Below are 24586 nucleotides of genomic sequence, written 5' to 3' on the forward strand. Positions count from 1 at the left end.
CAGGCTGTTAACCCGCCCTCTTGTAAACCAGTTTTGCAACAAGGCGGAGCAACGGATGACCGAAGAGCAGCTTTCTTCCAATCACCCCCCACTCCCACCCACCACGGAAGAGGACAGGTTTTCGTGGCTTCGCCTTTTGCGCTCTCGCAAGGTTGGTCCGGCGACGTTTCGCCGACTTTTGCGAGAACATGGCTCGGCGCAGAATGCGCTGGCCGCGCTGCCCGAAATGGCACGCGCCGCCGGAATAGAAGGGTATGAAGTCTGCCCCCCCGGCGTGATCGAGGCGGAACTCAAGGCCGCAAAAGCCGCCAAAGCGCGGCTTTTGTGCCTTGGGTCCGCTGATTTCCCGAAAGCTCTGAACGACTTGAACGACGCACCCCCGATGCTGTGGGCGATCGGGAACGTGTCGCTGTTGCAAAAACCAGCTATCGCCATGGTCGGTGCAAGGAATTGTTCCTCGCTTGGCGCACGAATGGCCCGAGGGTTGGCGACCGACTTAGGTGGCAAGGGACATGTGATCGTCTCTGGCCTGGCCCGCGGCATAGATACGGCAGCGCATATTGCAGCCCTGACATCCGGCACCATCGCTGTCATGGCAGGCGGGGTCGACGCGATCTATCCGGCGGAAAATACCGAACTGGCCCATGACATCGCCTGCAAGGGGTTGCGTCTGTCGGAACGGCCGATGGGCGTGACACCACAGGCCCGACACTTCCCCCGGCGCAATCGGATCATCTCAGGCCTTGCGCAGGCCGTAGTCGTGGTCGAGGCCGCAGCCAAATCCGGCAGTCTGATCACAGCACGCGATGCCCTGGATCAAGGGCGCGAGGTTCTGGCCGTTCCCGGCCACCCTATTGACGCGCGGGCCGCCGGGTGCAATCTGTTGATTCGGGATGGGGCTACTTTGGTGCGGTCGGCGGAGGACGTGATTGAAGCCTTGCCGCAAAAAGACAGTCTGTTTTCACGCAAGCCTGATCAGCCCCCTACCCCCGCCGCACCCAAGGCCCAAGGCTTACACATTCAAATCCTCGAACGGCTCGGCCCTTCACCCATCGCAGAAGACCAATTGCTGCGCGACATCGCGGCTTCGGCTGGTGAGCTTGGTCCCGCGCTTGTCGATTTGGAACTGGAAGGGCGAATCCAGCGTCAGCCTGGGGGTCTGTTGTCGCTTGCAGGGTGATCACAACGCTCTGAAGACCCATGACATTGCACAGCTCAGTGTTTCGGGACCTTTGGTAGTTGCCTGAAATCACGTTGCTTTTCAGCTTGCCAAAGGAACGCATTGACAATTCCCGCTTGCCCCACACATTTTGCTCCACCATAGAAGGCGCCAAATTCGTCGAGCGAGGTTTCCCCTTAAATGCCTGTAGTTGTTGTAGAATCTCCGGCCAAAGCAAAAACAATCAATAAATATCTCGGCCCCGACTACACCGTTTTGGCCTCTTACGGCCATGTGCGGGACCTTCCACCGAAGGATGGATCGGTTGATCCCGAGCATGAGTTCTCCATGAAATGGGAAGTTGGCAACGACAGCCGCAAGCATGTCAAAGCAATCGCTGATGCGCTGAAAGAAGACAACGCGCTGATCCTCGCCACCGACCCTGACCGTGAAGGCGAGGCGATCAGTTGGCACTTGCAGGAGGCGCTGACCAAGCGCCGCTCGATCAAGAAAGATACGCCGGTCAGCCGCGTTACCTTCAACGCGATCACCAAAGAAGCTGTCACACAGGCAATGCAGAACCCGCGTGAGGTCGACATGCCTTTGGTCGAGGCCTATCTGGCACGCCGTGCGCTGGACTATCTGGTGGGCTTCAACCTGTCGCCCGTTTTGTGGCGCAAGCTGCCCGGTGCAAAGTCCGCCGGGCGCGTGCAATCCGTCTGTCTGCGCCTAATCGTCGAACGCGAGATGGAGATCGAGGCGTTCAAGCCAGTGGAATACTGGTCGGTTAAGGCGCTTTTCGAAACTCCGCGCGGCCAGACTTATGAGGCACGGTTGGTCACGCTGGCTGGTAAGAAACTCGACAAGCACGATCTGTCCAACGCGACCCAGGCGGAACTGGCGGTGCAGGCGATCACCAGCCGTGCGCTGAGCGTCACCTCGGTTGAAGCGAAACCGGCAGCCCGCAACCCCAGCGCGCCGTTCATGACATCAACCTTGCAGCAGGAAGCCAGCCGCAAATTCGGCATGGGCGCGCGCCACGCGATGCAGGTGGCACAGCGCCTCTATGAGGCCGGATACATTACCTATATGCGTACGGACGGCATCGACATGGCCCCCGAGGCCGTGGCCGCCACCCGCGATGCGATTGCGGACCGGTATGGTGCCGAATATGTGCCGGACAGCCCGCGCATGTATAAGAACAAGGCCAAGAACGCACAGGAAGCGCACGAATGTATCCGCCCAACGGATATGTCACGCGACGCCAAGGCTCTGAAGGTCACCGATGAGGATCAGCGCAAGCTTTATGACCTGATCTGGAAACGCACCATTGCCTGCCAAATGGCCGCCGCCCGGCTGGAACGAACCACTGTCGAGATTGGCAGCGATGACGGGCAAGTCGGCCTGCGTGCCACCGGTCAAGTGGTTCTGTTTGATGGCTTCATGCGCGTTTATGAAGAAGGTCGCGACGATGTGGCCGATGACGACGAAAAGCGCCTGCCACAGATCATGCAAGGCGATCCGGCGCGCTTTGCCAAAACCTCACTGAAAGATCAGTTCGCGAAGGCCGAAGAAAAGGCCGCAATCCTGTCCGAGAATGAAGCCGTTCTGGCCCTGCAACACCACACACAGCCTCCGCCTCGCTATACCGAAGCGACCTTGGTCAAGCGGATGGAAGAACTTGGTATTGGTCGGCCCTCGACCTATGCCTCGATCGTGACGACGATTCAGGACCGGGAATATGTGCGCAAAGACAAAAACCGACTGATCCCCGAAGAAAAGGGCCGGATCGTTACGATCTTCTTGCTGAATTTCTTCCGGCAATATGTGGGCTATGAATTCACAGCTAATCTGGAAGAAGAGCTGGATGACGTCAGCGCCGGGGACCGGGATTACAAAGACCTGCTTGGCAAGTTCTGGCGCGATTTCTCGGCCGCTATTGGAGAGACCTCCGAGCTGCGGATTTCCGAAGTTCTGGACAAGTTGGACGAAGCGCTCGCGCCGCAGCTGTACCCGCCGCGCGAGGACGGATCGGACCCGCGGATCTGCCCGAAATGCGGCACCGGCCAACTGCATCTCAAAACCTCGCGTACGGGCGGGTTTGTGGGCTGCGGCAATTACCCCGAATGTACTTACACACGCCCCATCGCAGGTGAAGGTGCCGAAGGGGATGAACGTTTGCTGGGTGAAGATGCCGGGGACGAGATCTGGCTGAAATCCGGTCGTTTCGGTCCGTATGTTCAGCGCGGCGAACCCACGCCCGAGAACAGGAAGCCGCCGCGCGCCTCTCTGCCGCGTGGTTGGAGCAAGGATGACATGGATCTGGACAAGGCGCTGACGCTGCTGTCCCTGCCCCGTCAGATTGGCGAACACCCAGAGGGTGGCATGATCAGCTCGAATTTCGGTCGGTTCGGTCCTTACCTAATGCATCAACTGCCGGAAGAGGCGAAGCCGGTTTACGCCAATCTCAAAGACCCAAACGATGTGTTCGAGATCGGCATGAACCGCGCCGTTGAAATGCTGGCCGAAAAACGTGCCAATCCAGGGCGGGGGCGTCGGGCCGCTGCAAAACCGTTGAAAGAGTTGGGTGAACATCCCGATGGCGGCGCGATGCAGGTTCTGGACGGGCGCTATGGGCCTTATGTGAAGTGGGAGAAGGTTAATGCAACCATCCCCAAGGACATCAAGCCAGAAGACGTGACGCAGGAAATGGCCATCGAACTGGTCAATGAACGCGCGGCAAAGAAGGGCGCCAAGAAAAAGGCAGCCCCCAAGAAGAAGGCTGCAGCCAAGAAGACAACCAAGAAGGCCGCGGAATAGGTAGAAATACCAACACCCCCTTGGTTTCATTGACTTCCCCATGACGTGGCGGCACAACCTGCCCATCACCATGTCACTGGGGGAGTTTTCCATGAAGAAAGTCTATGCCAATGCCTCTGAAGCGCTCGATGGAGTGCTGTCGGATGGCATGCTGATTGCCGCAGGTGGGTTTGGCCTGTGCGGCATACCGGAGTTGTTGCTTGAGGCTATCAAAGACTCGGGCGTCAAAGATCTGAGCTTTGCATCAAACAATGCCGGTGTGGACGATTTTGGCATCGGCATCCTGCTGCAGACCAAGCAGGTCAAGAAAATGATCAGCTCGTATGTCGGCGAAAACGCTGAATTCATGCGCCAGTATCTGAGCGGTGAGTTGGAACTGGAATTCAACCCGCAAGGTACTCTGGCCGAACGGATGCGTGCTGGCGGCGCTGGTATTCCGGGCTTTTACACCAAAACAGGTGTGGGCACTGTGATCGCCGATGGCAAGGAACACAAAGACTTCAATGGCGAGACCTACATCCTTGAAGAAGGCATCTTCGCCGACTTGGCCATCGTCAAAGCTTGGAAAGCGGACGACACAGGGAACCTCGTATTCCGCAAGACGGCCCGCAACTTTAACGTGCCTGCTGCGACCTGCGGTAAGATCTGCGTGGCCGAAGTAGAAGAAATCGTTCCGCGCGGTTCACTTGACCCGGATTCGATTCACCTGCCCGGCATCTATGTGCATCGCATCATTCAGGGCGATCACGAAAAGCGCATCGAACAACGCACCACCCGCAAGAAGGAGGACGCATAATGCCCTGGGACCGCAATCAGATGGCCGCGCGCGCGGCAGAGGAACTGGAAGACGGCATGTATGTAAACCTCGGCATCGGCATTCCGACGCTGGTGGCGAACTATGTGGGTGACAAGGACATCACCCTGCAATCCGAAAACGGTATGCTGGGCATGGGCCCCTTCCCGTTTGAAGGCGAAGAGGACCCAGACCTGATCAATGCCGGCAAGCAGACGATCACGGAACTGTCCCGCACCGCCTACTTCGACAGTGCCACATCTTTTGCCATGATCCGCGGCGGCAAGATCGCTGCAGCGATTTTGGGCGCAATGGAAGTGGATGAGAAAGGCGATCTGGCCAACTGGATGATTCCCGGCAAGCTTGTGAAAGGCATGGGTGGAGCCATGGATCTGGTCGCTGGTGTGGGTCGGGTGATCGTTGTGATGGATCACACCAACAAGCACGGCGACAGCAAAGTACTGAAAGAATGCACCCTACCGCTGACAGGCAAAGGCGTGGTCGATCGCATCATCACCAATCTGGGTGTTCTGGATGTGGTCGAAGGTGGACTTAAGATCGTCGAACTGGCCGATGGTGTCAGTGAAGACGAGATGCGCGCTGCGACACAAGCGACACTCGTTTCTTAAATGAACCAAGGCCCGCCTGAACCGGGCGGGCCTTATTCAATTTGAGGTCTGGAACACGCATCCGTCAGAAATCAAATCGGGCGGCGTGGCACATAAGGCCTTTGCGATCTGGAATGCCGCCAGAACTTTGGGCACGTAGTCGCGCGTTTCCGTGTAAGGCGGAACACCGCTATGTTTGCGAACTGCCCCCTCACCGGCATTGTACCCGGCCAATACCAGGATTGGATCATTCCCAAACTCTTCCATCAGCCAGTTGAGGTACTTTACGCCCCCGGCGATGTTTTGGGCTGGCTGAAGGCTGTCTTTCACACCAAACCGGGCAGCCGTGGCGGGCATGAGCTGCATAAGACCCTGTGCTCCTGCGGAACTGATCGCATCCACCCGCCCGGCCGACTCGACCGAGATCACTGCCAGGACAAGTGCGGGCGAGACATTTGTGCCAACAGTCGACCGCAGGATCTCTTTACCTTGCTGTTGGGCAATGTTCTGAAGCGTCTGCAGGCGAGGAGATCGGACACTGGTGGCCGCAAGCGCCGAGATCGCGGCGTCAAGGCGCCCTGCACCGCCCTGATCAATCTCGGGTGAAATCCTGTCCCAAAACGCCTTATGCGACCCTTTGGGATCACGTTTGGGTTTCTCATCCGGCTGGACGGGCTGGGCAACTTCAGTGCGCGCAATAACATCCGGCACTGAAATCTCAGCCCCTGTGCTGGGTGCTGAGGGCCGCGTTGCATGTTCTTCTGCAGTGATCTGTACAGTCACCCGAGGGCGCTGACCCGGTTGGGGTGTCTTGATCCGTTTGTACACACCGCGCGGCTCAACCTCAGTCGCATCTACTGATGTGACACCCGATACGAGTAACGCCAGTACACCGGCGCATTGGAGTGCGGTCCGGAGATTCATTTGCCTGCCTCATGTTTTCTTTTTAGGCGATTTGAACCCCGAATCTTCGCGCAAGGCCAGAAAAACAAAGCGAAATGGGGCAATTTCGCCTCATTTGACGCAATTTTGCACCGCCCAAAGAAGTAAGAACCAACCTAATAGAAATTTTATTTGTTATTTTTCAGTATGTTACAGATTTTCTAACTAAAAAGTTAAGTTGCACGGAAAAAAATCTGCGTTTGGCCCAATTCCTGCCACGCCCCACAGGCAAACATAGATGCATACCGAGACGGACGGGAGCGGACTGAGAGAGGAAGCTCTGGAAGACGCCGAGGTTCATTAGACTTATTTAGATCCTTTAGGAGGGACGTAACATGATCAAGTTCATCAAGAACTTCCGCAAAGACGAAGACGGCGCAGTAACAGTTGACTGGGTTGTTCTGACCGCAGCAGTCATCGGCCTGGCAGCCGTTGCATACCAGCAGATCGAAGATGGTGCCACTGGCCTGGCAACCGGCGTGAACGAAGCGCTGAACGCCGCATCGCTGAGCACCGGTAGCAACAGCACCACCGGTGGTATCACTGGCGAAGGCAAAAGCAAGTAAGCTTTTAACCTAGCAGAATTCAGAGGCCGCGCCGCATTGGTGCGGCCTTTTTCTTTTGGGGCGACTTGCTTAAACTCAATGTCTCGGTGCAACGATGCGCAGACTGCATCTTGGGTTTTGATCAGGAACCTCTGAGCAACAGCCCCGACCTGCTTTGTTACCTGCCTGATGGGGCTAGAGCAAAATGAAATCCGTCCAAATTCAGGCCAAGAAAACCTATTTTTAGCCCAATTTCCGCCATTCCTGCGCAATCATTTTAGTGAAAACTGTTGCAAACTCTGTGAAAAGAAATTGGAGACACGAACATGTTAAGGTTCCTTGATCGCTTCAAATCAGACGAAGCAGGAGCGGTGACAGTTGACTGGGTGGTGCTGACGGCCGTGGTCATTGGCTTGTCCGGCGCGACATACCTTGTCATAAGCTCCAGCGTTGACAGCCTTGGCGGAAATGCCAACGAAGCTATGAACGCTGCCGTTGTCAGCACCGGTTCAAATGGCACCCCGGGTGGTATTGTGACAGAGGGCACCGCGGGCGGCGGCTAAGCTCGGCCGCACTGTGCTTTAAACAGCTATACCGAAGGTGCTTGTTGGAGCGCAAAACACAGCGCGACGTCCTTTGGGCCGTGGCTTTGCTTGCGTACGCACCGACCCCAGTTTGCGCTTTTAGCACGACAACCCAAGAAAAAAATTGTGCGAAATTTGGCGGGGAAACTGACAAACAGACATATTTGTCCCACATTTCGACACAATTTGCTTTTAAGAATTAGGCTGTTTCAAAGTGTCCTATTGGCCGCTTACTATTCGACCAAACAAAGTAAAGAGGTACACGCATGCGAGCGGTATTCGGACTTGTCCTGATTGTCGGCGTAGCTCTGGCCGGTGGCGCAGTCTATATGGCGCGCAACTATATCTCGGCCTATCAGAACGAGCTGGCCCGTCAAAGGCTGGCCGCAGAAGAAGCTCTGGCCAATGCCAAGGTCGAGGTGATTCCTACGGTAACAGTCTACGTCTCGAATCGTGCGCTGAGATACGGCGAACGTTTGACCGAAGAAGACATCCGTGCTGTGGACTGGCCGGAAAACGCGATTCCGGAAGGCACTTTCTCTGAACTCACCGCATTGTTTCCTGAAAGTGGCCCCAATGAGCGTTTCGTTCTGAGAACGATGGAAAAAGACGAAGCGATCATGGGCGTCAAAATCACCGAGCCCGGTGAAAAGGCCGGGCTTACTTCGCGCCTGGAAAAGGGAATGCGGGCGTTCGCAATCAGCGTAGACGTAGCATCGGGTGTTTCCGGCTTTTTGCGTCCAGGTGACAATGTTGACATTTACTGGACCGGCACCAGCGGCACCCTTGAAGGAAGTGGCAACGGTGGCATAACCAGATTGATCGAAGCCAATGTACAGCTGATCGCAGTCGACCAAACAGCAGGTTCCGACGTAACCAGCACGACAATCGCCCGAACAGTCACCGTTGCGGTGACGCCTCAGCAGGTTGCCGCACTGGCGCAAGCCCAGAACTCCGGACGACTGTCTTTGGCACTTGTTGGTGTCGCCGATGAATCTGTTGCGTCAACGATTGAGGTCGATCAGCGAAAGCTGCTGGGCATTCAAGCTGCTGCTCCGGAACCAGAAAAAAAAGTTGAAGAGGTTTGCACAACCCGCATCAGACGCGGCGGTGAGATCGTCAACGTGCCTATTCCCTGCACAAACTGACGCCAATTCAGAACCTTACGAGATCAGAGCCGCACCTTGGGTGCGGTTCTTTTTTTGTAATTGTTGCCAATTCTCCACATAAGGAAAATTCCAGAAACCATTGATTATTGCAATAAATTTGGATTTCGCGCAGTCTACTTTCCTATAGGGCATAAGACCCAAAAAACGAGGCGTGATCGGAGAGGCAGGTCACATGACAATACGTTCCTGGATCAGCGCAACCCTGCTGGGGTTGTCGCTTGTTGTTAGTCCGGTTGGCGACGCCGCCTGGGCTGAAACATTGCGCGTGGTAAAAAAGGGCACAGTGGAAACACTGGATGTTCCGATGAACCGCGCAATCGTCGTTGAAAGTGAGCAACCCTTTGCAGAGCTCAGCATTGCAAATGCGGGCATTGCGGATATCTCGTCTTTGTCGGACCGGACTATTTATGTTCTGGGTAAGGCCCCTGGCCTGACGACACTGACTCTGTTTGACGGGGCCGGCAACTTGTTGGCCAACGTACGCGTTCGGGTTTCACCCGATGTGACAGAGTTTAAAGAACGGCTGCGTCAGATTCTGCCTGATGAACCAATCGAAGTTCGGACCGCAAATGACGGCATCGTCTTGTCCGGAACAGTTTCCAGCTCGGCCAAACTGGCGCGTGCTCTGGAACTGGCCGAACGCTACGCCCCAGAACGCGTCTCGAACCTGATGTCGGTTGGTGGAGTTCAGCAGGTTATGCTGAAAGTTCGGTTTGCCGAAATGAACCGATCTGTTGCGAAAAGTCTCACAGCGTCGCTTGGTTTTGGCGGCGGTGACGTGACCGGCGGCTTCAATACGCTCAACAACCAGTTTGCCCTGACCAACGCCTTGAACAACAACATCCCGGCAGTTCAGTCGAACACCGGCGCGATTCTGTTTGGCTTTGGGGCCGGGTCGACGCAGGTCCGCCTGCTTCTGGAAGCCCTTGAAACCAAAGGACTTGCCCGCAGCCTCGCAGAACCAAACCTGTCAGCGCTTTCCGGGCAGGAGGCATCCTTCCTCGCCGGTGGTGAAGTGCCGATTCCAGTTCCGCAAGACGATGGTGTTGTGGCTATCGAATTCAAAGCCTTTGGCGTCGAGATGGACTTTATCCCCCGTGTCGTAGATGGCGACTTAATCAACCTTGAAATGGGAACGGCTGTCTCAAGCATCGATAACAGTTCGGATTTCACCATTAACGGTGATACAGTTCCCAGCTTTATCACGCGCCGGGCAAAAACCACGATTGAACTGCGTGACGGTGAAAGCTTCGCCATTGCGGGTCTGATTCAGGACGATTTCGCGGACCTGAGCAACCAGGTTCCGTGGCTGGGTGATGTTCCGGTATTGGGCGCCCTGTTCCGCAGTGCCAACTATCAGCGCGAGCAGAGCGAACTTGTGGTTATCATCACTGCGCATCTGGTCACGCCTACACGCGGTGAAGCACTGGCTCTTCCAACAGACCGGGTCAAACCGCCTAGCGAGTTCGACCTGTTCGTTAACGGCCAAGTCGCGCGCACACAGCGTGCCGGAGCTGGAGGTGCATCCGAGGTCGCCCGTCAGGACTTCGGTAGCTCCTATGGCTATGTCCTAGATTGATCAGGAGGATCGGACCAATGCAGAAGTGGATTATCACACTGGGTCTTACGGTCGCTGTCGCCGCATGTACGCGCGAGGCAGGATACGAGATCGATGCGGGCACGTTCGGAAACGCGACATTGAACAATGTCCAGGTTCAGAACGGTGAACTGACATACGCCCAGATCCTCAGCCGCCGATTTGCAGCGGATGTACCAAGCCAGGTGAACTTTGCCTTCAACAGTTCACAACTGGATGCATCCGCCCAGCGAATCCTGCTGCAACAGGCGGACTGGATCAAACAATTCCCCGAGGCCCGGTTCCGGGTTTACGGTCACACCGACGCCGTAGGCTCAACCAGCTACAACAAGAGCCTTGGAATGCGCCGAGCTCAGGCAGTCGTGGCCTTTCTCGAACGGCAGGGAATCTCACGTTCCCGTCTGGAAGCCGTCGTATCATTTGGCAAGGCTCAGCCTTTGATCGCGACTCAGGAACGTGACCGCCGCAATCGCCGGACAGTGACCGAAGTTTCTGGCTTTGTTGACGGCAATCGACAGCTTCTGGACGGCAAGTACGCAGAAGTAATCTATCGCGAGTACGTGGAAAGTGCGACCTTCAAGAGCACAATCCAAGAAGTGACCGCACAAGACGGCGCTGGTGGATAATTCATTCAAAATGGGCGACATCGTCGCCCATTTCCCTACAATTGGTTCTTTTGCGCCCAATTCTCGCCCAACTTCAAAGCAACATTGTGAACAATAGGGTGACCTGCGGCCAAATTTGACCGTATTGGGGCGACAGCACATCAATCTGGCGGATTTCGTTCATATGACATGCTGAGCCCTCACGACGAGGATAGTGTTTATGACCAGCGCGACGCCGCAAGATGACAATACAGCAATTTTGGCCTGCACCATCAGCCGGGATGTCCAGAATTTCGACCTTTTGATCGAAGACATGGAGGCCATTTTAGGTGAACGCTGGGGTGATCTGGGCTTTGCCGAGGCGCTGGCCTTTTTTAGCCAACCAGAAGCTGAAACACTTGAATTCGTAGCATTGGCTATCGACGGCGAGGATGAAGACAATCTCTCGTTGATGGGTGAGATCATCACGCAAGCCAAGGAAAAGAAGATCAAAGTTGTCCTGATCGCCGAGGATGTAACACCCGCCTCGCTGCATCAGCTTCTGCGCAAAGGCGCTGACGAATTCGTCCCCTACCCGCTTCCGGAAGGTGAATTGCAAGAAGCGATTGAGCGTATGAAGCAGCCTGACCCTGTTGCAGTAGCGCAGGCTGCCGCAGTGCCTCTGGCAAAAGGGGACTCAAAAGAGGGAGCTCTGTTCGTTGTACAAGGGCTGGCTGGCGGCGTCGGCGCGACCACTATGGCTGTCAACCTGGCCTGGGAGCTTGCTTGTGCGTCAGACAAAGATGCCCCATCTGTCTGCCTGATCGATCTGGATCTGCAATACGGGACTGTATCCACTTATCTGGATTTGCCACGACGCGAAACAGTCTTTGAAATGTTGTCCGACACAGAGTCGATGGACAACGAAGTGTTCTCGCAAGCCCTTCAAACTTATGAAGAAAAGCTGCAAGTTCTGACAGCACCGTCCGATATGGTGCCCCTGGATCTGATTACACCAGACGATATTCAGCGGGTCATCGACATGGCACGTGCGCATTTTGATTATGTCATCGTCGATATGCCGAAGACGCTGGTCCTGTGGTCCGAAACTGTCTTGCAGGCAGCACATGTTTACTTCGCCATGATCGAGCTGGACATGCGTTCTGCTCAGAATGCATTGCGTTTGAAACGCGCTTTGCAGGCAGAGGAACTGCCATTCAACAAGCTGCGTTTTGCACTGAACCGCGCGCCCAAGTTTACCGACCTCAACGGTAAAAGCCGGGTAAAGCGTATGGGCGAAAGCCTTGGGATCTCAATTGATCTGCAATTACCCGACGGGGGCAAACCGGTCATGCAAAGCGGTGACCACGGTCTTCCGTTGGCAAATTCGGCCGCCAAGAATCCATTGCGCCGGGAAATCGCGAAACTGGCGAAATCGCTTCACAGCCTTGGTAGCAGCAGCGCCGAAGAAGCTGCGTAACATCTTACCAAAGGGGTACCTGCCGTGTTTTCAAGATATAAAAAACCGTCCGCTGCACAGCCGGTGAAAACGCCGGCACAAACTGCCGAACCGGCAGCGCCCGTTGCAGAGGCCGCCGCGACAACTACTGCGGTTGCACGCAAGCCCCAAAAGAAGAAACCCGGCGAGGTTGCGGGTTCTGATCGTGATCGCAAACGCAAGGAACGGCTGGGCGAGATCAAAATCGAACTGCATCGGGAACTGCTGGAAAACCTGAACCTTGCCGCGTTGGAAAACGCCGGCGAAGCTGAATTGCGTACTGAAATCAGCGCAATCGCCAGTGAAGTTCTGGAGACCAAGAACATTGTTCTGAACCGCGAAGACCGGTCCCAGTTGAACAAGGAACTGTATGACGAGGTGACGGGTCTCGGTCCGCTCGAAACTCTGCTGCAGGACGATACGGTCAACGATATTCTGGTGAACGGCCCGCAACAGATTTTCGTGGAACGCGCCGGTAAGCTGGAACTGAGCGACATTACCTTCAAGGACGAAAAGCACCTGATGCGGATCATCGACAAGATCGTGTCCGCCGTGGGCCGTCGTGTCGACGAATCAAACCCTTACGTTGACGCCCGTCTGGCGGACGGATCGCGGTTTAACGCCATGGTTCCACCGATTGCGGTGGATGGATCACTGGTCTCGATTCGTAAGTTCAAAAAGGACAAGCTCGGCATCGACGATTTGGTTAATTTCGGTGCGTTTACCGAAGAAATGGCCGCTTATTTGCAAGCCGCAGTGTCAACGCGCCTGAACGTTATCGTATCAGGTGGTACTGGCTCTGGTAAAACCACCACTCTGAACGCGCTGTCCAGCTTTATCGATGATGCCGAGCGCATTCTGACCATCGAGGACACGGCTGAACTTCAGCTGCAGCAGACACATGTGGGTCGGATGGAAAGCCGCCCGCCCAACGTGGAAGGCAAAGGCGAGGTCAGCCCGCGCGACTGTCTGAAAAACGCCCTGCGTATGCGCCCTGACCGCATCATCGTGGGTGAGACGCGTGGCGCGGAAGTGATCGACATGTTGCAGGCCATGAACACCGGCCACGATGGGTCGATGACCACGATCCACGCCAACTCGGCCCGTGACGGGATTTCGCGTCTGGAAAACATGATCGCCATGGCCGGGATCGAAATGCCGATCAAGGCCGTCCGCAGCCAGATTTCGTCCGCTGTGAACTTGATCGTGCAGGCAAGCCGTCTGCAGGATGGTTCGCGCCGCATGACCTCGATCACCGAGATTACGGGCATGGAAGGCGACGTGATTTCGATGCAGGAAATCTTTCGCTTTCAACGTGTTGGCCTGACACCCGACAACAAGATCATCGGGCATTTCACAGCAACCGGCGTGCGCAGCCACTATTCAGAACGCTTCCGTCTGTGGGGCTTTGATCTGCCTGCGTCGATCTACGACCCAACCACAATGTAGGAGAACCGGGTATGCAATTGCCTATGGAGGCGATCATCTATGTCGCCATCTTTGTGGGGGTTCTTGCCCTGGTTGAGGGGATTTATCTTGTCGCCTTTGGCAAGTCCATCAGCCTGAACAGCCGGGTAAACCGCCGTCTGGACATGTTGGAAAAGGGCGCCGGGCGCGAACAGGTGCTGGAACAGCTGCGCAAAGAGATGCAGCAGCATATGAAATCGCAAAGCATTCCCTTGTACTCCCTGCTCGCGGACAAGGCGCAGAAGGCGGCGATTGCATTTTCACCTCGTCAGTTGATCATGATCATGGCTTTGGTGTCCGGCGTCGCTTTTGTCGGACTTAGCATTGGTACGGCCACAGATACTGCGCTACGAGCAGTGATCTCGATCGCAATTGGTATCGGCGGCGTTTACGCTTGGGTCAATCACAAGGCCAAGAAACGCATGAGCATGATTGAGGAACAACTGCCTGATGCGGTTGAACTGATGGTCCGCTCGCTGCGCGTCGGCAACCCGTTTGTGTCGACCATTCAAGTGGTTGCAAACGAAGTTCAGGATCCACTTGGCACCGAATTTGGCGTCATTGCAGATGAATGTGCCTACGGGCGCGACGTCGGCGAGGCGTTGAAAGATATGGCCGAGCGGTTGGACATGCAGGATATGCGCTTTTTGGCTGTGGCTGTTGGCATTCAACAGCAATCAGGGGGTAACCTGGCTGAAATTCTTGCCGGTCTCGCCCAGGTGATCCGAGCTCGATTCCGCCTCTTCCGCCGGGTGAAAGCTATCACAGCCGAGGCCCAGTGGTCCGGCAAGTTTCTGTCAGGCTTCCCGCTTGCCTGCTTGGTTTTCATCCTGGTCAAAGACCCGGGCTACTATGACGAAGTGTTGGACCACCCGTGGTTCATTCCCGCCTGTTTCGTTGTCGCCATCATGCTGACACTGAACCTGATCGTCATGAAGATCATTACAAACATCAAGGTCTGAGGGCGCATCATGGAATTTCTGACCAGCATCAATGACCTGTTGACCCAGCATCTGGGCGAATTCGGGCCACTTATCGTTGTCGGCATTCTCGGCCTGATAATGATCCTCGTGGCAGTTTCGCTGATGATGAATCAGCCGGAAGATCCGCTAAAGAAACTGCAAAGATCAAACGCAGCCCCCAAGAAGCAAACAAAAGACAAGAAGGAACGGCTTCGCAACTCAAGCCGCAACGAGCAGCTTGAGAAGTTTGCAACTTTCCTTGAGCCGAAAAACGAAGAAGAGTACTCGGCCGTTGAGCTGAAACTGCGCCAGGCAGGTTATCGGTCGAAAGACTCGGTGCGTTTCTTCCATTTCGCGCAGTTTTCCCTGGGTATAATTGGCATCCTGGTCGGCGTTCTGTTGATCACGGTGTTTTCCGGCGGGCAAGAGTTCACTGGCCAACAAATGATTATTCGGATCTTTGTTCCGGGCGCGATTGGTTACTTCGCACCAAAATATTGGATCACGCGTCGGGTGGAAGAACGCAAAGAAGCCATTACTGCGGGCTTTCCAGACACGCTTGACCTGATGCTGGTTTGCGTGGAAGCCGGGCAATCACTGGATCAAGCCATCGTTCGTGTGGCAGGTGAAATGAGCGCCTCATACCCCGATATTGCGCAGGAATTTGAAATCGTCGCCCACGAGATGAAAGCCGGTAAGGACAAAGACACTGTTCTACGTGACTTCGGCACGCGGTGCGGTGTGCAGGATGTGAACTCGTTTGTGACCGTGATGATCCAGTCGGCAACTTTTGGTACATCCATTGCCGAAGCTCTGCGGGTTTACGCTGGTGAGATGCGCGACAAACGCGTTATGCGCGCCGAAGAGGCTGCGAACAAGTTGCCGACAAAGATGACTCTTGTCACAATGATGCTGACAGTACCGCCACTGCTGATTATTCTGATCGGCCCGTCGGTAAGGGTCATTTCGAGTTTTGGACGCGCAGGCGGATAGAACCCTATGAAAACTGAATTCAGGTGCTTCCCTTTCGGGGTTCGCCGAATACTCTGGGCCACCACAGTTTGCGCTGTGGTGGCTTCCTGCACGGAAGGGCTGTCATCCAACGGTCTGGATGCGCCGGGTGTTGATCACAAAGCCCAGGCTGAAGACAGCATCACGGTAGGAAACCGGCTAATGGCTGCCGGAGAGTACGAACTGGCGTTGGAATCCTTTTCCCGCGCGGCCCTTGATCAGGGTATGACGACACAGATCCTGACATCTCTTGGAACGGCCAACCTAGGCTTGCGACGACTGGGGCAAGCTGAAAAGCTGCTGCGCCGGGCTGTAGAGGATGAGCCTGACTGGCCGGTTGCATGGAACAATCTGGGCGTTTTGCTGATGGAAAAGCAGGAATACCCTGAGGCCGCGCAAGTGTTTCAACGGGCGTTTGCGCTGGACAATGGCGAAAGTGACGCAATCCGGGACAATCTGCGCTTAGCACTCGCAAAAATGGAAAATCCTGTTAATACTACTGTTCAAGAACAAGAATACACACTGGAACAGCAGGGCGACGGGCAATTTACGCTCCGCAAGATCCAGTAATTGAGGCAAGAGCAGTAAAGGACGCAAAAAAATGCGCCAGCAATTCTTGATTCCGACTGTCATTATCAGCGGTCTGATCCTTTCGGCCTGTGCAAAGGAAACCGAAGAGGAAAAGGTTGAACGCACCTTTCAAGAGGTGAACGTTATTGACGAAACCAACCTGAACGATGTGCTTCTGAACGCAGCTGACCCAAACGAGGCTGTGACCTATTTCCATGGTGCCGCAAGCAAGAACCCTGACCGGATCGATCTTCAACGCGGATTGGCTATTTCACTGGGCCGGGCTAAACGCACGACCGAAGCCGCCGCCGCCTGGAAACGCGTGACGTCGATGAAGGGCACGAACGCCGCTGACAAAGTCGAATACGCAGATGCATTGGTTCGCAACGGCGACTGGGCACAAGCCAAAACCGTACTGGATTCCGTTCCACCGACCTTTGAAACCTTCAAACGGTATCGCCTTGAAGCAGTGGTCGCGGATTCACGCAAAGAGTGGAAACGGGCAGACCATTTTTATGAAACTGCTGTCGGTCTGACCACTCGGCCAGGCAGCGTGATGAACAACTGGGGTTATTCAAAACTGACCCGCGGTCAATATGCCGAGGCCGAACGCCTGTTCACCGACGCTATCCGTCAGGACAGCTCTTTGTTCACAGCAAAAAACAATCTTGTCCTCGCTCGGTCGGCGCAGGGAAATTATAGCTTGCCGGTCGTTCCGATGAGCCAGATCGAACGCGCACGGCTGTTAAACACGATGGCCATTTCAGCGGTCAAGCAGGGCGACGTTACAACCGCCAAGAACCTGTTCCGCGAAGCAATTGCAACGCATCCGCAGCACTTTGACGAAGCGGTCCGCTCGCTTCGTGCGCTTGAAGGGGCCTGATACATGTACATCCCCGCAGCCGCCGCGGCTTGGTTTTTGCCGTTTGTGCTGCCGATTTGTTTTTACGTCGCCTTCACCGATATGCGTGACATGCGGATCAAGAACCATGCGGTCTACGCGCTTGCGCTCGTATTTGTGGTGGTCGGTCTGATCGCGCTTCCACCCTGGTCCACGGAATGGCTCAGCGGAGATCTGGGACCTTTGTCCGTATCGTTACCAGTATACGCCTGGCAACTGCTTCATATTATTGTGATTTTGCTTTTGGGCATCATTCTAAATGCCGCAGGAGCTATGGGGGCTGGTGACGCCAAGTTTATGGCGGCAGCGTCAGCATTTCTCTGGTGGGACGACTTCAGGGTGATCGTGATGATCCTGATGGCATGTATTCTGGCCGCTGTTGTCACACATCGGCTGGCCAAGCACACACCGTTGCGGGCCATTGCGCCGCATTGGGAAAGCTGGGATCGTGGCAAACAGTTCCCAATGGGGCTGGCTCTGGCAGGATCACTGGCCATGTATCTGATTTTGGGCACTGTTCTCGGATCGTAAACTATCATCAGCACGCCTTGCCATTGCCTTTGTCCCGCCACAAAGCTGGGTCATTTTTTCTCCAAACCGCCCTCATTCGGGCATTTGGCGTGACAATTTGACGAACGAGCAACGCGCATGAATATGCAGACTTCCGCAGTTTTGGCCCCCCCTGCCCCTAAGGGATTGGGTGAAATGAGACTTCCGCTGGTGATGATGCGGGACATTATGCTGAAAACCGTCTTCCGCAAAAATGCCAGCACCGTTTCTGAAATCGCAGAAGCCATCTGTTTGCCTGGCGCGGTGACGCAAGAATTGGTCGACATCGCACGCGACCAGAAGCTGCTGGAAGCGACCGGAACGCTGAATGCCAACAGCGGTAACGAGATGGGGTATCAGCTGACCGATGCAGGCAAGGCCCGCGCATTGGACGCGCTGAGCCAGTCAGAGTATTTCGGTGCAATGCCTGTTCCGCTGGACGTGTATCGCGAGCAGGTCAAACGCCAGTCGATCCGCAACATACAGGTGACCCGAGAGCAATTGGTTGGCGCGATGGGTCATCTGGTTCTGCCCGACAGTCTGCTGGACCATCTCGGCCCTGCGGTCAGCGCGGGCCGGTCGATTCTTATGTACGGCCCTCCGGGTAACGGTAAATCCTCGATTTCGAACGGTATCCGCGACGCGCTTGGGGACAATGTCTATGTGCCTTACGCCATCGAATATGCCGGTCAGGTGATCACCGTCTATGACCCGATCGTTCACACTGCGATCGAGCAAGAGCCTGACGACCCCAACAGCCTGCGCCGCCGCAAACGATTTGATTCGCGCTATGTCCAATGTGAACGACCCACGGTTGTGACCGGTGGTGAACTGTCGCTCAGCATGCTGGATCTGGTCTACAACCCGACCGCGCGCACATATCAGGCCCCCTTGCAGCTGAAATCGACCGGCGGCATCTTCATCGTGGACGACCTTGGCCGTCAGGCCGAACCGCCGCAGGCGCTGGTCAACCGTTGGATTGTTCCATTGGAAGAGAACAAGGATATCCTCGGCCTGCAGTCGGGTGAAAAGTTCGAGGTGCCGTTCGATACGCTCGTTATCTTCTCGACCAACTTCCACCCGAACGAGATCTTCGACCAAGCGGCTTTGCGCCGGATCTTCTTCAAGATCAAAATCGACGGTCCGAACCAGGAAAACTTCCTGAAAATCTTTGCCATGGTGGCCCGCAAGCGCGGAATGCCTCTGGATGAGGCGGCGTTGGTGCATCTGCTGAAGGTTAAATACCCGACCATCAACAACATCTACGCCAACTATCAACCGATCTTCCTGATCGATCAGATGATTTCGATCTGCGAGTTCGAAGGCATCCCTTATCAGATGAGCCCCGAGCTGATCGACCGCGCCTGGGCCAACATGTTCGTAAAAGACGAGAAAATCGTCAAATAACGCCATGCCAATTCCTCCTCCGGGCGGGTAATCTGTGTCCATGACGCAGATTCCCGCTCGGATTGGCACATGGTTTTCCGCCAAAGGCTGGTCCATCCACCCGCATCAGCATGAGATGTTCGACCGGGCGCAAGACCCCGCGACCTTGCTGATCGCTCCGACAGGTGGCGGAAAGACCATGGCAGGGTTTCTGCCCACTCTGGCTGAGTTGGCCGACGGTGCCCATAGCGGGTTGCACACGATCTATGTTTCACCCCTCAAGGCGCTGGCGGCGGACATCAAACGAAACCTGCGAACGCCTGTGGACGAAATCGGCCTGCCCATCCGGATCGAAGATCGCACTGGGGACACCTCGGCCACTCAAAAGAAACGCCAACGCGCAGATCCGCCTCATATCCTGCTGACAACGCCCGAGAGTCTGGCCCTGTTGACCTCGTACGAGGATGCACCACGCATGTTTGATGGGTTGCAGCGGATCATCGTTGATGAAATCCATGCACTGGCAGAAAGCAAGCGCGGCGATCAGTTGATGCTGGCTTTAGCACGACTGCAACGTCTCAACCCCGATCTGCGCCGCGTTGGTTTGTCGGCCACGGTCGAGGACCCTGAAGCGATTGCCCGCTTTCTGGCCCGCCATCCTGACCCGTGCCAGATCGTACAGGCGGATCCCGGCCCGGACCCGGATATCCGAATGCTGGAAACGGTCGAGATGCCGCCGTGGTCGGGTGGTGGCGCGGCTCATGCGATCCCTGCCGTGCTGGAACAAGTCCGGCAACATAAAACCACGCTGATTTTTCACAACACCCGCGCGCAGGCCGAAATCTTCTTTCACAACCTGTGGCTGGCAAACGAAGATGGCCTGCCGATTGGCATCCATCACGGCAGCCTGGACCGGCAACAACGTGAGAGGGTCGAGGCTGCGATGGTCCGGGGGGATTTGCGCGCGATCGTTTGCACAGGCTCTTTGGACCTGGGCATCGATTGGGGCGACGTGGATCTGGTCATCCAGATCGGAGCACCCAAGAATGTCAAACGTCTGGTGCAACGGATCGGACGAGCCAATCACCGCTACAACGCGCCCTCCAAGGCCCTGTTGGTGCCTGCCAACCGGTTTGAGGTGGTCGAATGCATCGCCGCGTTGGAGGCCGCAAAAGCCCATGATCTTGACGGTGAACCGCGAGGCCCCGGCCCTCGCGATGTCTTGTGCCAGCACATCCTGATTGCCGCATGCGCCGGACCGTTCGACGCCGATGACCTTTTTACCGAGATGACGTCTGCCGGGCCTTTTGCGCATCTGACCCGGCCCGCGTTTGACGCGTGTCTCGATTTCTGTGCCACTGGCGGCTACGCTCTTAGGGCGTATGACCGCTGGCAGCGATTGCAACAGCGTGCCGACGGGCAATGGCAACTACGGGATCCCCGTGCAGCTTCGCGCATCCGCATGAATCTGGGCACGATTCAGGACACTGACACTCTGAAGGTGCGCCTAAAGCGCAGCCGGGGCGGTAAGCCGTTGGGAGAGGTCGAGGAAGCCTTTGCAGCCTCACTGACGCACGGCGATACATTTCTGATCGGCGGGCAAATCGTGCGGTATGAGGGTCTGCGCGAAATGGTGGTCGAGGTCAGCCGCCGCGCTGATCGCAAGCCCAAGATCGCGACCTTTTCGGGCACGAAATTCGCGACCTCTACCCAGCTCAGCGACCGCATTCTGCGCATGTTTGCTCAAGAGGATTGGCCGCAATTGCCGCCGCACACAGCGGACTGGCTGGCCTTGCAGAGACAGATCTCGCGCCTGCCTCAGCGCGACCGCCTGCTGATCGAAAGCTTTCCAAGCGACGGCCGGGAACATCTATGCGTTTATGGTTTTGCCGGCCGCAACGCGCAGCAAACACTCGGCCTGCTGCTAACCAAACGGATGGAGGATACCGGCCTGGCACCAATGGGCTTTGTTGCGACTGACTACGCCACGCTGATCTGGGGGCTGGATGCTGTCACCGACCCTACCCCGTTGTTTCAACGCGACGCGCTGCGCGACGGGTTGGACACCTGGCTGGCTGGCAATGCCGTGATGAAACGCACCTTTCGGGCCTCAGCTACCATAGCAGGCCTGATCGAACGCAATACGTTGGGACAGAGGAAAAGCGGACGGCAGGCGACGTTTTCGTCTGATATCCTTTACGATACCCTACTGAAATACGATCCTAATCACCTACTGATGCAGATCACCCGCGAAGAAGCCATGCGCGGGCTGGTTGATTTTGGCCGGATCGAAGCGATGCTGGACCGGATCGGAGACCGTGTGGATCTGCTCCGCCTGGATCGTGTATCCCCTTTGTCTGCTCCGTTGTTTCTGGAGGTCGGGAAAGTGCCTGTCAAAGGCGCGGCAGAGGAGCGTTTGCTGGCCGAGGAAAGCGCACGTCTGATGCAGGCGGCCGGGCTTGATCAGCTTTGATCCCCTTGCGCCGGACGCAGAAACACGCCAAGAACGTATCATGAACGCATACGAGTTTTCCTTTGCAGGACAGCGCCTCGTCGCTTTGCCATCGGGCGCACTGTGGTGGCCCGAGCGCCAGTTACTGTGTGTCTCAGACCTGCACCTTGGTAAATCCGAACGAATGATAAGGCGCGGTGGGCCTGCATTGCCCCCTTACGACACAAGCGAAACGCTAGATCGGTTGGCGAGTGACATAGAACGCACCAACGCGGAAACTGTACTATGTCTGGGTGACAGCTTCGATGACATTGAGGCCGCGCAGGCGTTGACTTCAGCCGAAAGGCTTCGGATTTCTACATTGCAGGCCGGGCGCAAATGGATATGGATCGAAGGCAACCACGATCCAGGGCCGATTGAGTTGGGCGGAACGCACTTGTTCGAATGGCGCTGCGGTCCGCTGGTCTTTCGCCATATTGCAGAAGACCATCCGCAAGGAGAAGTCTCTGGCCACTATCATCCAAAAGCGCAGATCCGTTTGAAAGGGAGGCATATCTCACGCCCCGCTTTTCTTTTGGACAGCAACCGGCTGATCCTGCCAGCCTATGGTGTATTCACAGGTGGGTTGCGCAGCTCAGACCGGGTTCTGGCGGACCTCATGGACCAGAACGCAACAGCTATTCTGACCGGCCCGCACCCGCACATGATACCTATGCCACGCTGAGGTCAGATCAAACCGTCCTGTTCCAGCATCGGTTTATACTTGCGGCTGACCGGCACCAGATCGCCGTTGACCAATTTCAAAAAGGTCTTGCCGCCTGATTTCTCTACACCAGTAATGGACGCGTCTGTCACCCAATGTGAACGGTGCGAGCAATGACCGGGAACCGGTTCCATCTCGGCGATGGCATCCGTAAACCGCGACCGGAGCGTAAAGACACCTTCTGAGGTCACGACATCCACATTGTGATCCCGAACAGTCAGGCGATAAATCTGCCCGCTGAAACCAGTTGGCAAACGTTTGACAAGTCTCGGTCTTTCTTCTTCAGACGTGGGTGTCACTGCGGCCTGCAAGTCATTGCGCTGCACAAAAACCAGACCTGTTGCCAACAACACCCCATACACGGCTACGGTTTGCGCCCCCGGTGCCATCTGACCACCACAGGTGAATAAGATCCATGCCAAAACCCAAAGCGACGGCGTAAACAGAGACAGGATCAGACCGGCGTAGGCTAAATCACGGGCTGGAATGTTCAGCAGCAGAGGGCTGTTTAACATCAGTTTCCGAACCAGTCCGGTCACAGAAAGTGCCAGGACCATCACTCCGGACCAAAACAAAAGACGCAACCCAAAATTGAGCTCGGAGACAAGAAAAGGTGGAAACGCATAGGCCAGTAAAGGAAGAAAAACCACACCCGCTGTAACTCTCTGCGGAGTACATGCATTTCGAATTAAACTTAACTTAGACGTCATACTGCTTTTGTACGTACATTGCCCAAGTGTTATTCACACAAGGGAAACTCAACCTGTAAACAACTGGGAATACAGGCTTATCACGATTTTTCAAGCTGGGGAAGTCATTCAAAATCTGATCGCCCCTGACGCTTTGGGGCAGTCCGATCTCATATTGCGCTCAAGGGCCGGGTGTCGGGCCGCTTACACGGCCCGACCCACAACTGGAACTTAAGCGGTCAAACCTTCAGGCTCTGGTAGGCCGTTGGCCCGGCAGCAGGCGGTCAGCGTGTTGGCCAGAAGGCATGCGATGGTCATCGGACCCACGCCACCCGGAACCGGGGTGATCGCGCCTGCACGTTCAGCCGCGCTTGCGTAATCCACATCGCCAACCAGCTTGTTCTTGCCGTCGCGCTCAATACGGTTGATGCCCACGTCGATCACCGTAGCGCCTTCCTTGATCCAATCGCCCGGCACCATCTCGGGACGGCCAACAGCGGCCACAACGATGTCCGCACGACGCACAACATCCGGCAGGTCTTTGGTGCGCGAGTGCGCGATGGTCACAGTGCAGCTGTCGCCCAGCAGGAGTTGCGCCATCGGTTTACCCACGATGTTCGAACGGCCAATCACCACGGCATTCATACCCGAAAGCGAGCCATGATAATCGCGCAGCATCATAAGGCATCCCAGCGGCGTACAAGGCACCATCGACTTCTGACCAGTGCCCAGCAAGCCTACGTTCGAGATGTGAAAACCATCGACATCCTTGGCAGGGTCAATCGAGTTGATCACCAGATCTTCGTTCAGGTGCTTCGGCAGCGGCAACTGAACCAGAATACCGTGTACGGCAGGATCGTTGTTCAGCTTGTCGATCAGGGCCAGAAGATCTTCTTCCGAGGTTTCGGCATCCAGCTTGTGCTCGTACGAATTCATGCCAACCTCAACGGTCTGCTTGCCCTTTGAGCGGACATAGACCTGGCTGGCCGGGTCTTCGCCGACCAGAACCACCGCCAAGCCGGGGGTGATGCCGTTTTCTTCTTTCAGCTTGGCAACCTGATCAGCCACTTGCGCGCGCACTTTGGCCGCAAATGCCTTACCGTCGATAACCTGCGCTACCATCCTTTGATCCCTTCTTTCAAAAACGGATCGGGCGCAAAATGCGCCCGGTCAGTCACTCAGAGCCGAGCACACGCTCTTCGCGGGCAATCGACCAGTCTATCAAAATACGCCAGAGTTCTTCGGCAAGATCAGGGTCCATACCCAGTTCATCGGAACTCTTGCGCACGCGGTGAACCACCTCTTCAACACGGTCCGGGATTCGGGCGGGCAGCCCCTCGCCGGGTTTCAGCTGGGACGCGCGGTCGATGTAACTGGCGCGTTTCACCAGCATTTCGATCAGTTGGCGGTCCAGCCTGTCGATCTGAACGCGCAATTCCTGCATCGAGTTACAGTCTTGCGGCGGTGTCAGAGTGGGCATCGCGGTCTCCTCATGGCCCGGGGAAGTCCCCGGACCACGAGATGGTTCAAAATGCGG

Annotated in this window: 23 protein-coding genes; 19 read left to right on the forward strand and 4 right to left on the reverse strand. The window is 56.0% G+C overall.

Annotated elements, in window-relative coordinates:
* Positions 1–55: 55 nt before the first annotated feature.
* From dprA to ACR0EV_RS16465, 4 genes are all read left to right on the forward strand, one after another.
* The gene (gene dprA / locus ACR0EV_RS16450) at positions 56–1180 is read left to right on the forward strand and encodes a DNA-processing protein DprA (protein ID WP_480801070.1); all 1125 of its coding nucleotides are present in this window, start codon (positions 56–58) and stop codon (positions 1178–1180) included.
* Between the two features lie 180 nt (positions 1181–1360).
* A complete protein-coding gene (gene topA / locus ACR0EV_RS16455) occupies positions 1361–3979 on the forward strand; it encodes a type I DNA topoisomerase (protein WP_480801071.1) in 2619 nt (872 codons plus the stop codon).
* Positions 3980–4070: 91 nt separating this feature from the next.
* On the forward strand, positions 4071–4775 hold the full coding sequence (locus ACR0EV_RS16460; protein ID WP_171094159.1) for a CoA transferase subunit A: 705 nt from the start codon (positions 4071–4073) through the stop codon (positions 4773–4775).
* Positions 4775–5401, forward strand: coding sequence for a 3-oxoacid CoA-transferase subunit B (locus tag ACR0EV_RS16465; RefSeq protein ID WP_050603192.1), 627 nt, complete (start codon positions 4775–4777; stop codon positions 5399–5401). Before ACR0EV_RS16460 ends, ACR0EV_RS16465 begins: the two co-directional genes overlap by 1 nt.
* Positions 5402–5437: 36 nt before the next feature.
* Here ACR0EV_RS16465 and ACR0EV_RS16470 read toward each other — a convergent pair whose 3' ends face one another.
* A complete protein-coding gene (locus ACR0EV_RS16470) occupies positions 5438–6304 on the reverse strand; it encodes a lytic transglycosylase domain-containing protein (protein WP_480801072.1) in 867 nt (288 codons plus the stop codon).
* 353 nt (positions 6305–6657) lie between these two features.
* Here ACR0EV_RS16470 and ACR0EV_RS16475 point away from each other — a divergent pair, with 353 nt between their 5' ends.
* From ACR0EV_RS16475 to pdeM, 15 genes are all read left to right on the forward strand, one after another.
* Positions 6658–6888 (forward strand): Flp family type IVb pilin, encoded by a 231-nt coding sequence (locus tag ACR0EV_RS16475; RefSeq protein WP_480801073.1) that lies wholly within the window; start codon positions 6658–6660, stop codon positions 6886–6888.
* A gap of 305 nt (positions 6889–7193) precedes the next feature.
* On the forward strand, positions 7194–7430 hold the full coding sequence (locus tag ACR0EV_RS16480) for a hypothetical protein (protein ID WP_480801074.1): 237 nt from the start codon (positions 7194–7196) through the stop codon (positions 7428–7430).
* 287 nt (positions 7431–7717) lie between these two features.
* Complete coding sequence (cpaB, locus tag ACR0EV_RS16485; protein ID WP_480801075.1) at positions 7718–8599, forward strand: Flp pilus assembly protein CpaB; 882 nt, start codon at positions 7718–7720, stop codon at positions 8597–8599.
* A 193-nt stretch (positions 8600–8792) separates the two neighbouring features.
* A complete protein-coding gene (locus ACR0EV_RS16490) occupies positions 8793–10199 on the forward strand; it encodes a type II and III secretion system protein family protein (RefSeq protein ID WP_480801076.1) in 1407 nt (468 codons plus the stop codon).
* 17 nt (positions 10200–10216) lie between these two features.
* A complete protein-coding gene (locus ACR0EV_RS16495) occupies positions 10217–10843 on the forward strand; it encodes an OmpA family protein (protein WP_480801077.1) in 627 nt (208 codons plus the stop codon).
* Between the two features lie 199 nt (positions 10844–11042).
* The gene (locus tag ACR0EV_RS16500; RefSeq protein WP_480801078.1) at positions 11043–12281 is read left to right on the forward strand and encodes a CpaE/TadZ family protein; all 1239 of its coding nucleotides are present in this window, start codon (positions 11043–11045) and stop codon (positions 12279–12281) included.
* A 24-nt stretch (positions 12282–12305) separates the two neighbouring features.
* Positions 12306–13748 (forward strand): TadA family conjugal transfer-associated ATPase, encoded by a 1443-nt coding sequence (locus ACR0EV_RS16505; protein ID WP_480801079.1) that lies wholly within the window; start codon positions 12306–12308, stop codon positions 13746–13748.
* Between the two features lie 11 nt (positions 13749–13759).
* Positions 13760–14728: a type II secretion system F family protein gene (locus tag ACR0EV_RS16510; protein WP_480801080.1), complete on the forward strand. Its 969-nt coding sequence runs from the start codon at positions 13760–13762 to the stop codon at positions 14726–14728.
* A gap of 9 nt (positions 14729–14737) precedes the next feature.
* Entirely contained in the window at positions 14738–15721 is a 984-nt protein-coding gene (locus ACR0EV_RS16515; protein ID WP_480801081.1) for a type II secretion system F family protein, read from the forward strand.
* Positions 15722–15727: 6 nt separating this feature from the next.
* Complete coding sequence (locus ACR0EV_RS16520; protein WP_480801082.1) at positions 15728–16309, forward strand: tetratricopeptide repeat protein; 582 nt, start codon at positions 15728–15730, stop codon at positions 16307–16309.
* A gap of 31 nt (positions 16310–16340) precedes the next feature.
* Positions 16341–17192 (forward strand): tetratricopeptide repeat protein, encoded by an 852-nt coding sequence (locus ACR0EV_RS16525; RefSeq protein WP_480801083.1) that lies wholly within the window; start codon positions 16341–16343, stop codon positions 17190–17192.
* 3 nt (positions 17193–17195) lie between these two features.
* Positions 17196–17741 (forward strand): prepilin peptidase, encoded by a 546-nt coding sequence (locus tag ACR0EV_RS16530; RefSeq protein WP_480801084.1) that lies wholly within the window; start codon positions 17196–17198, stop codon positions 17739–17741.
* A gap of 117 nt (positions 17742–17858) precedes the next feature.
* Positions 17859–19166: an ATPase gene (locus tag ACR0EV_RS16535; RefSeq protein WP_480801085.1), complete on the forward strand. Its 1308-nt coding sequence runs from the start codon at positions 17859–17861 to the stop codon at positions 19164–19166.
* A gap of 40 nt (positions 19167–19206) precedes the next feature.
* Positions 19207–21618, forward strand: a complete 2412-nt coding sequence (locus ACR0EV_RS16540) for a ligase-associated DNA damage response DEXH box helicase (protein ID WP_480801086.1) — start codon at positions 19207–19209, stop codon at positions 21616–21618.
* A 40-nt stretch (positions 21619–21658) separates the two neighbouring features.
* A complete protein-coding gene (gene pdeM / locus ACR0EV_RS16545; protein ID WP_480801087.1) occupies positions 21659–22321 on the forward strand; it encodes a ligase-associated DNA damage response endonuclease PdeM in 663 nt (220 codons plus the stop codon).
* A 2-nt stretch (positions 22322–22323) separates the two neighbouring features.
* Here the strand turns inward: pdeM and ACR0EV_RS16550 are convergent, their stop codons facing one another.
* The 3 genes from ACR0EV_RS16550 to ACR0EV_RS16560 all read right to left on the reverse strand — a co-directional run bounded on the left by ACR0EV_RS16550 (position 22324) and on the right by ACR0EV_RS16560 (position 24529).
* Complete coding sequence (locus tag ACR0EV_RS16550; protein ID WP_480801088.1) at positions 22324–22917, reverse strand: LytTR family DNA-binding domain-containing protein; 594 nt, start codon at positions 22915–22917, stop codon at positions 22324–22326.
* Between the two features lie 363 nt (positions 22918–23280).
* A complete protein-coding gene (gene folD, locus ACR0EV_RS16555; RefSeq protein WP_480801089.1) occupies positions 23281–24171 on the reverse strand; it encodes a bifunctional methylenetetrahydrofolate dehydrogenase/methenyltetrahydrofolate cyclohydrolase FolD in 891 nt (296 codons plus the stop codon).
* A gap of 52 nt (positions 24172–24223) precedes the next feature.
* Positions 24224–24529, reverse strand: a complete 306-nt coding sequence (locus tag ACR0EV_RS16560) for a chorismate mutase (protein ID WP_480801090.1) — start codon at positions 24527–24529, stop codon at positions 24224–24226.
* Between the last annotated feature and the right edge of the window lie 57 nt (positions 24530–24586).

The sequence above is a fragment of the Ruegeria sp. CF8 genome, from assembly GCF_056537285.1.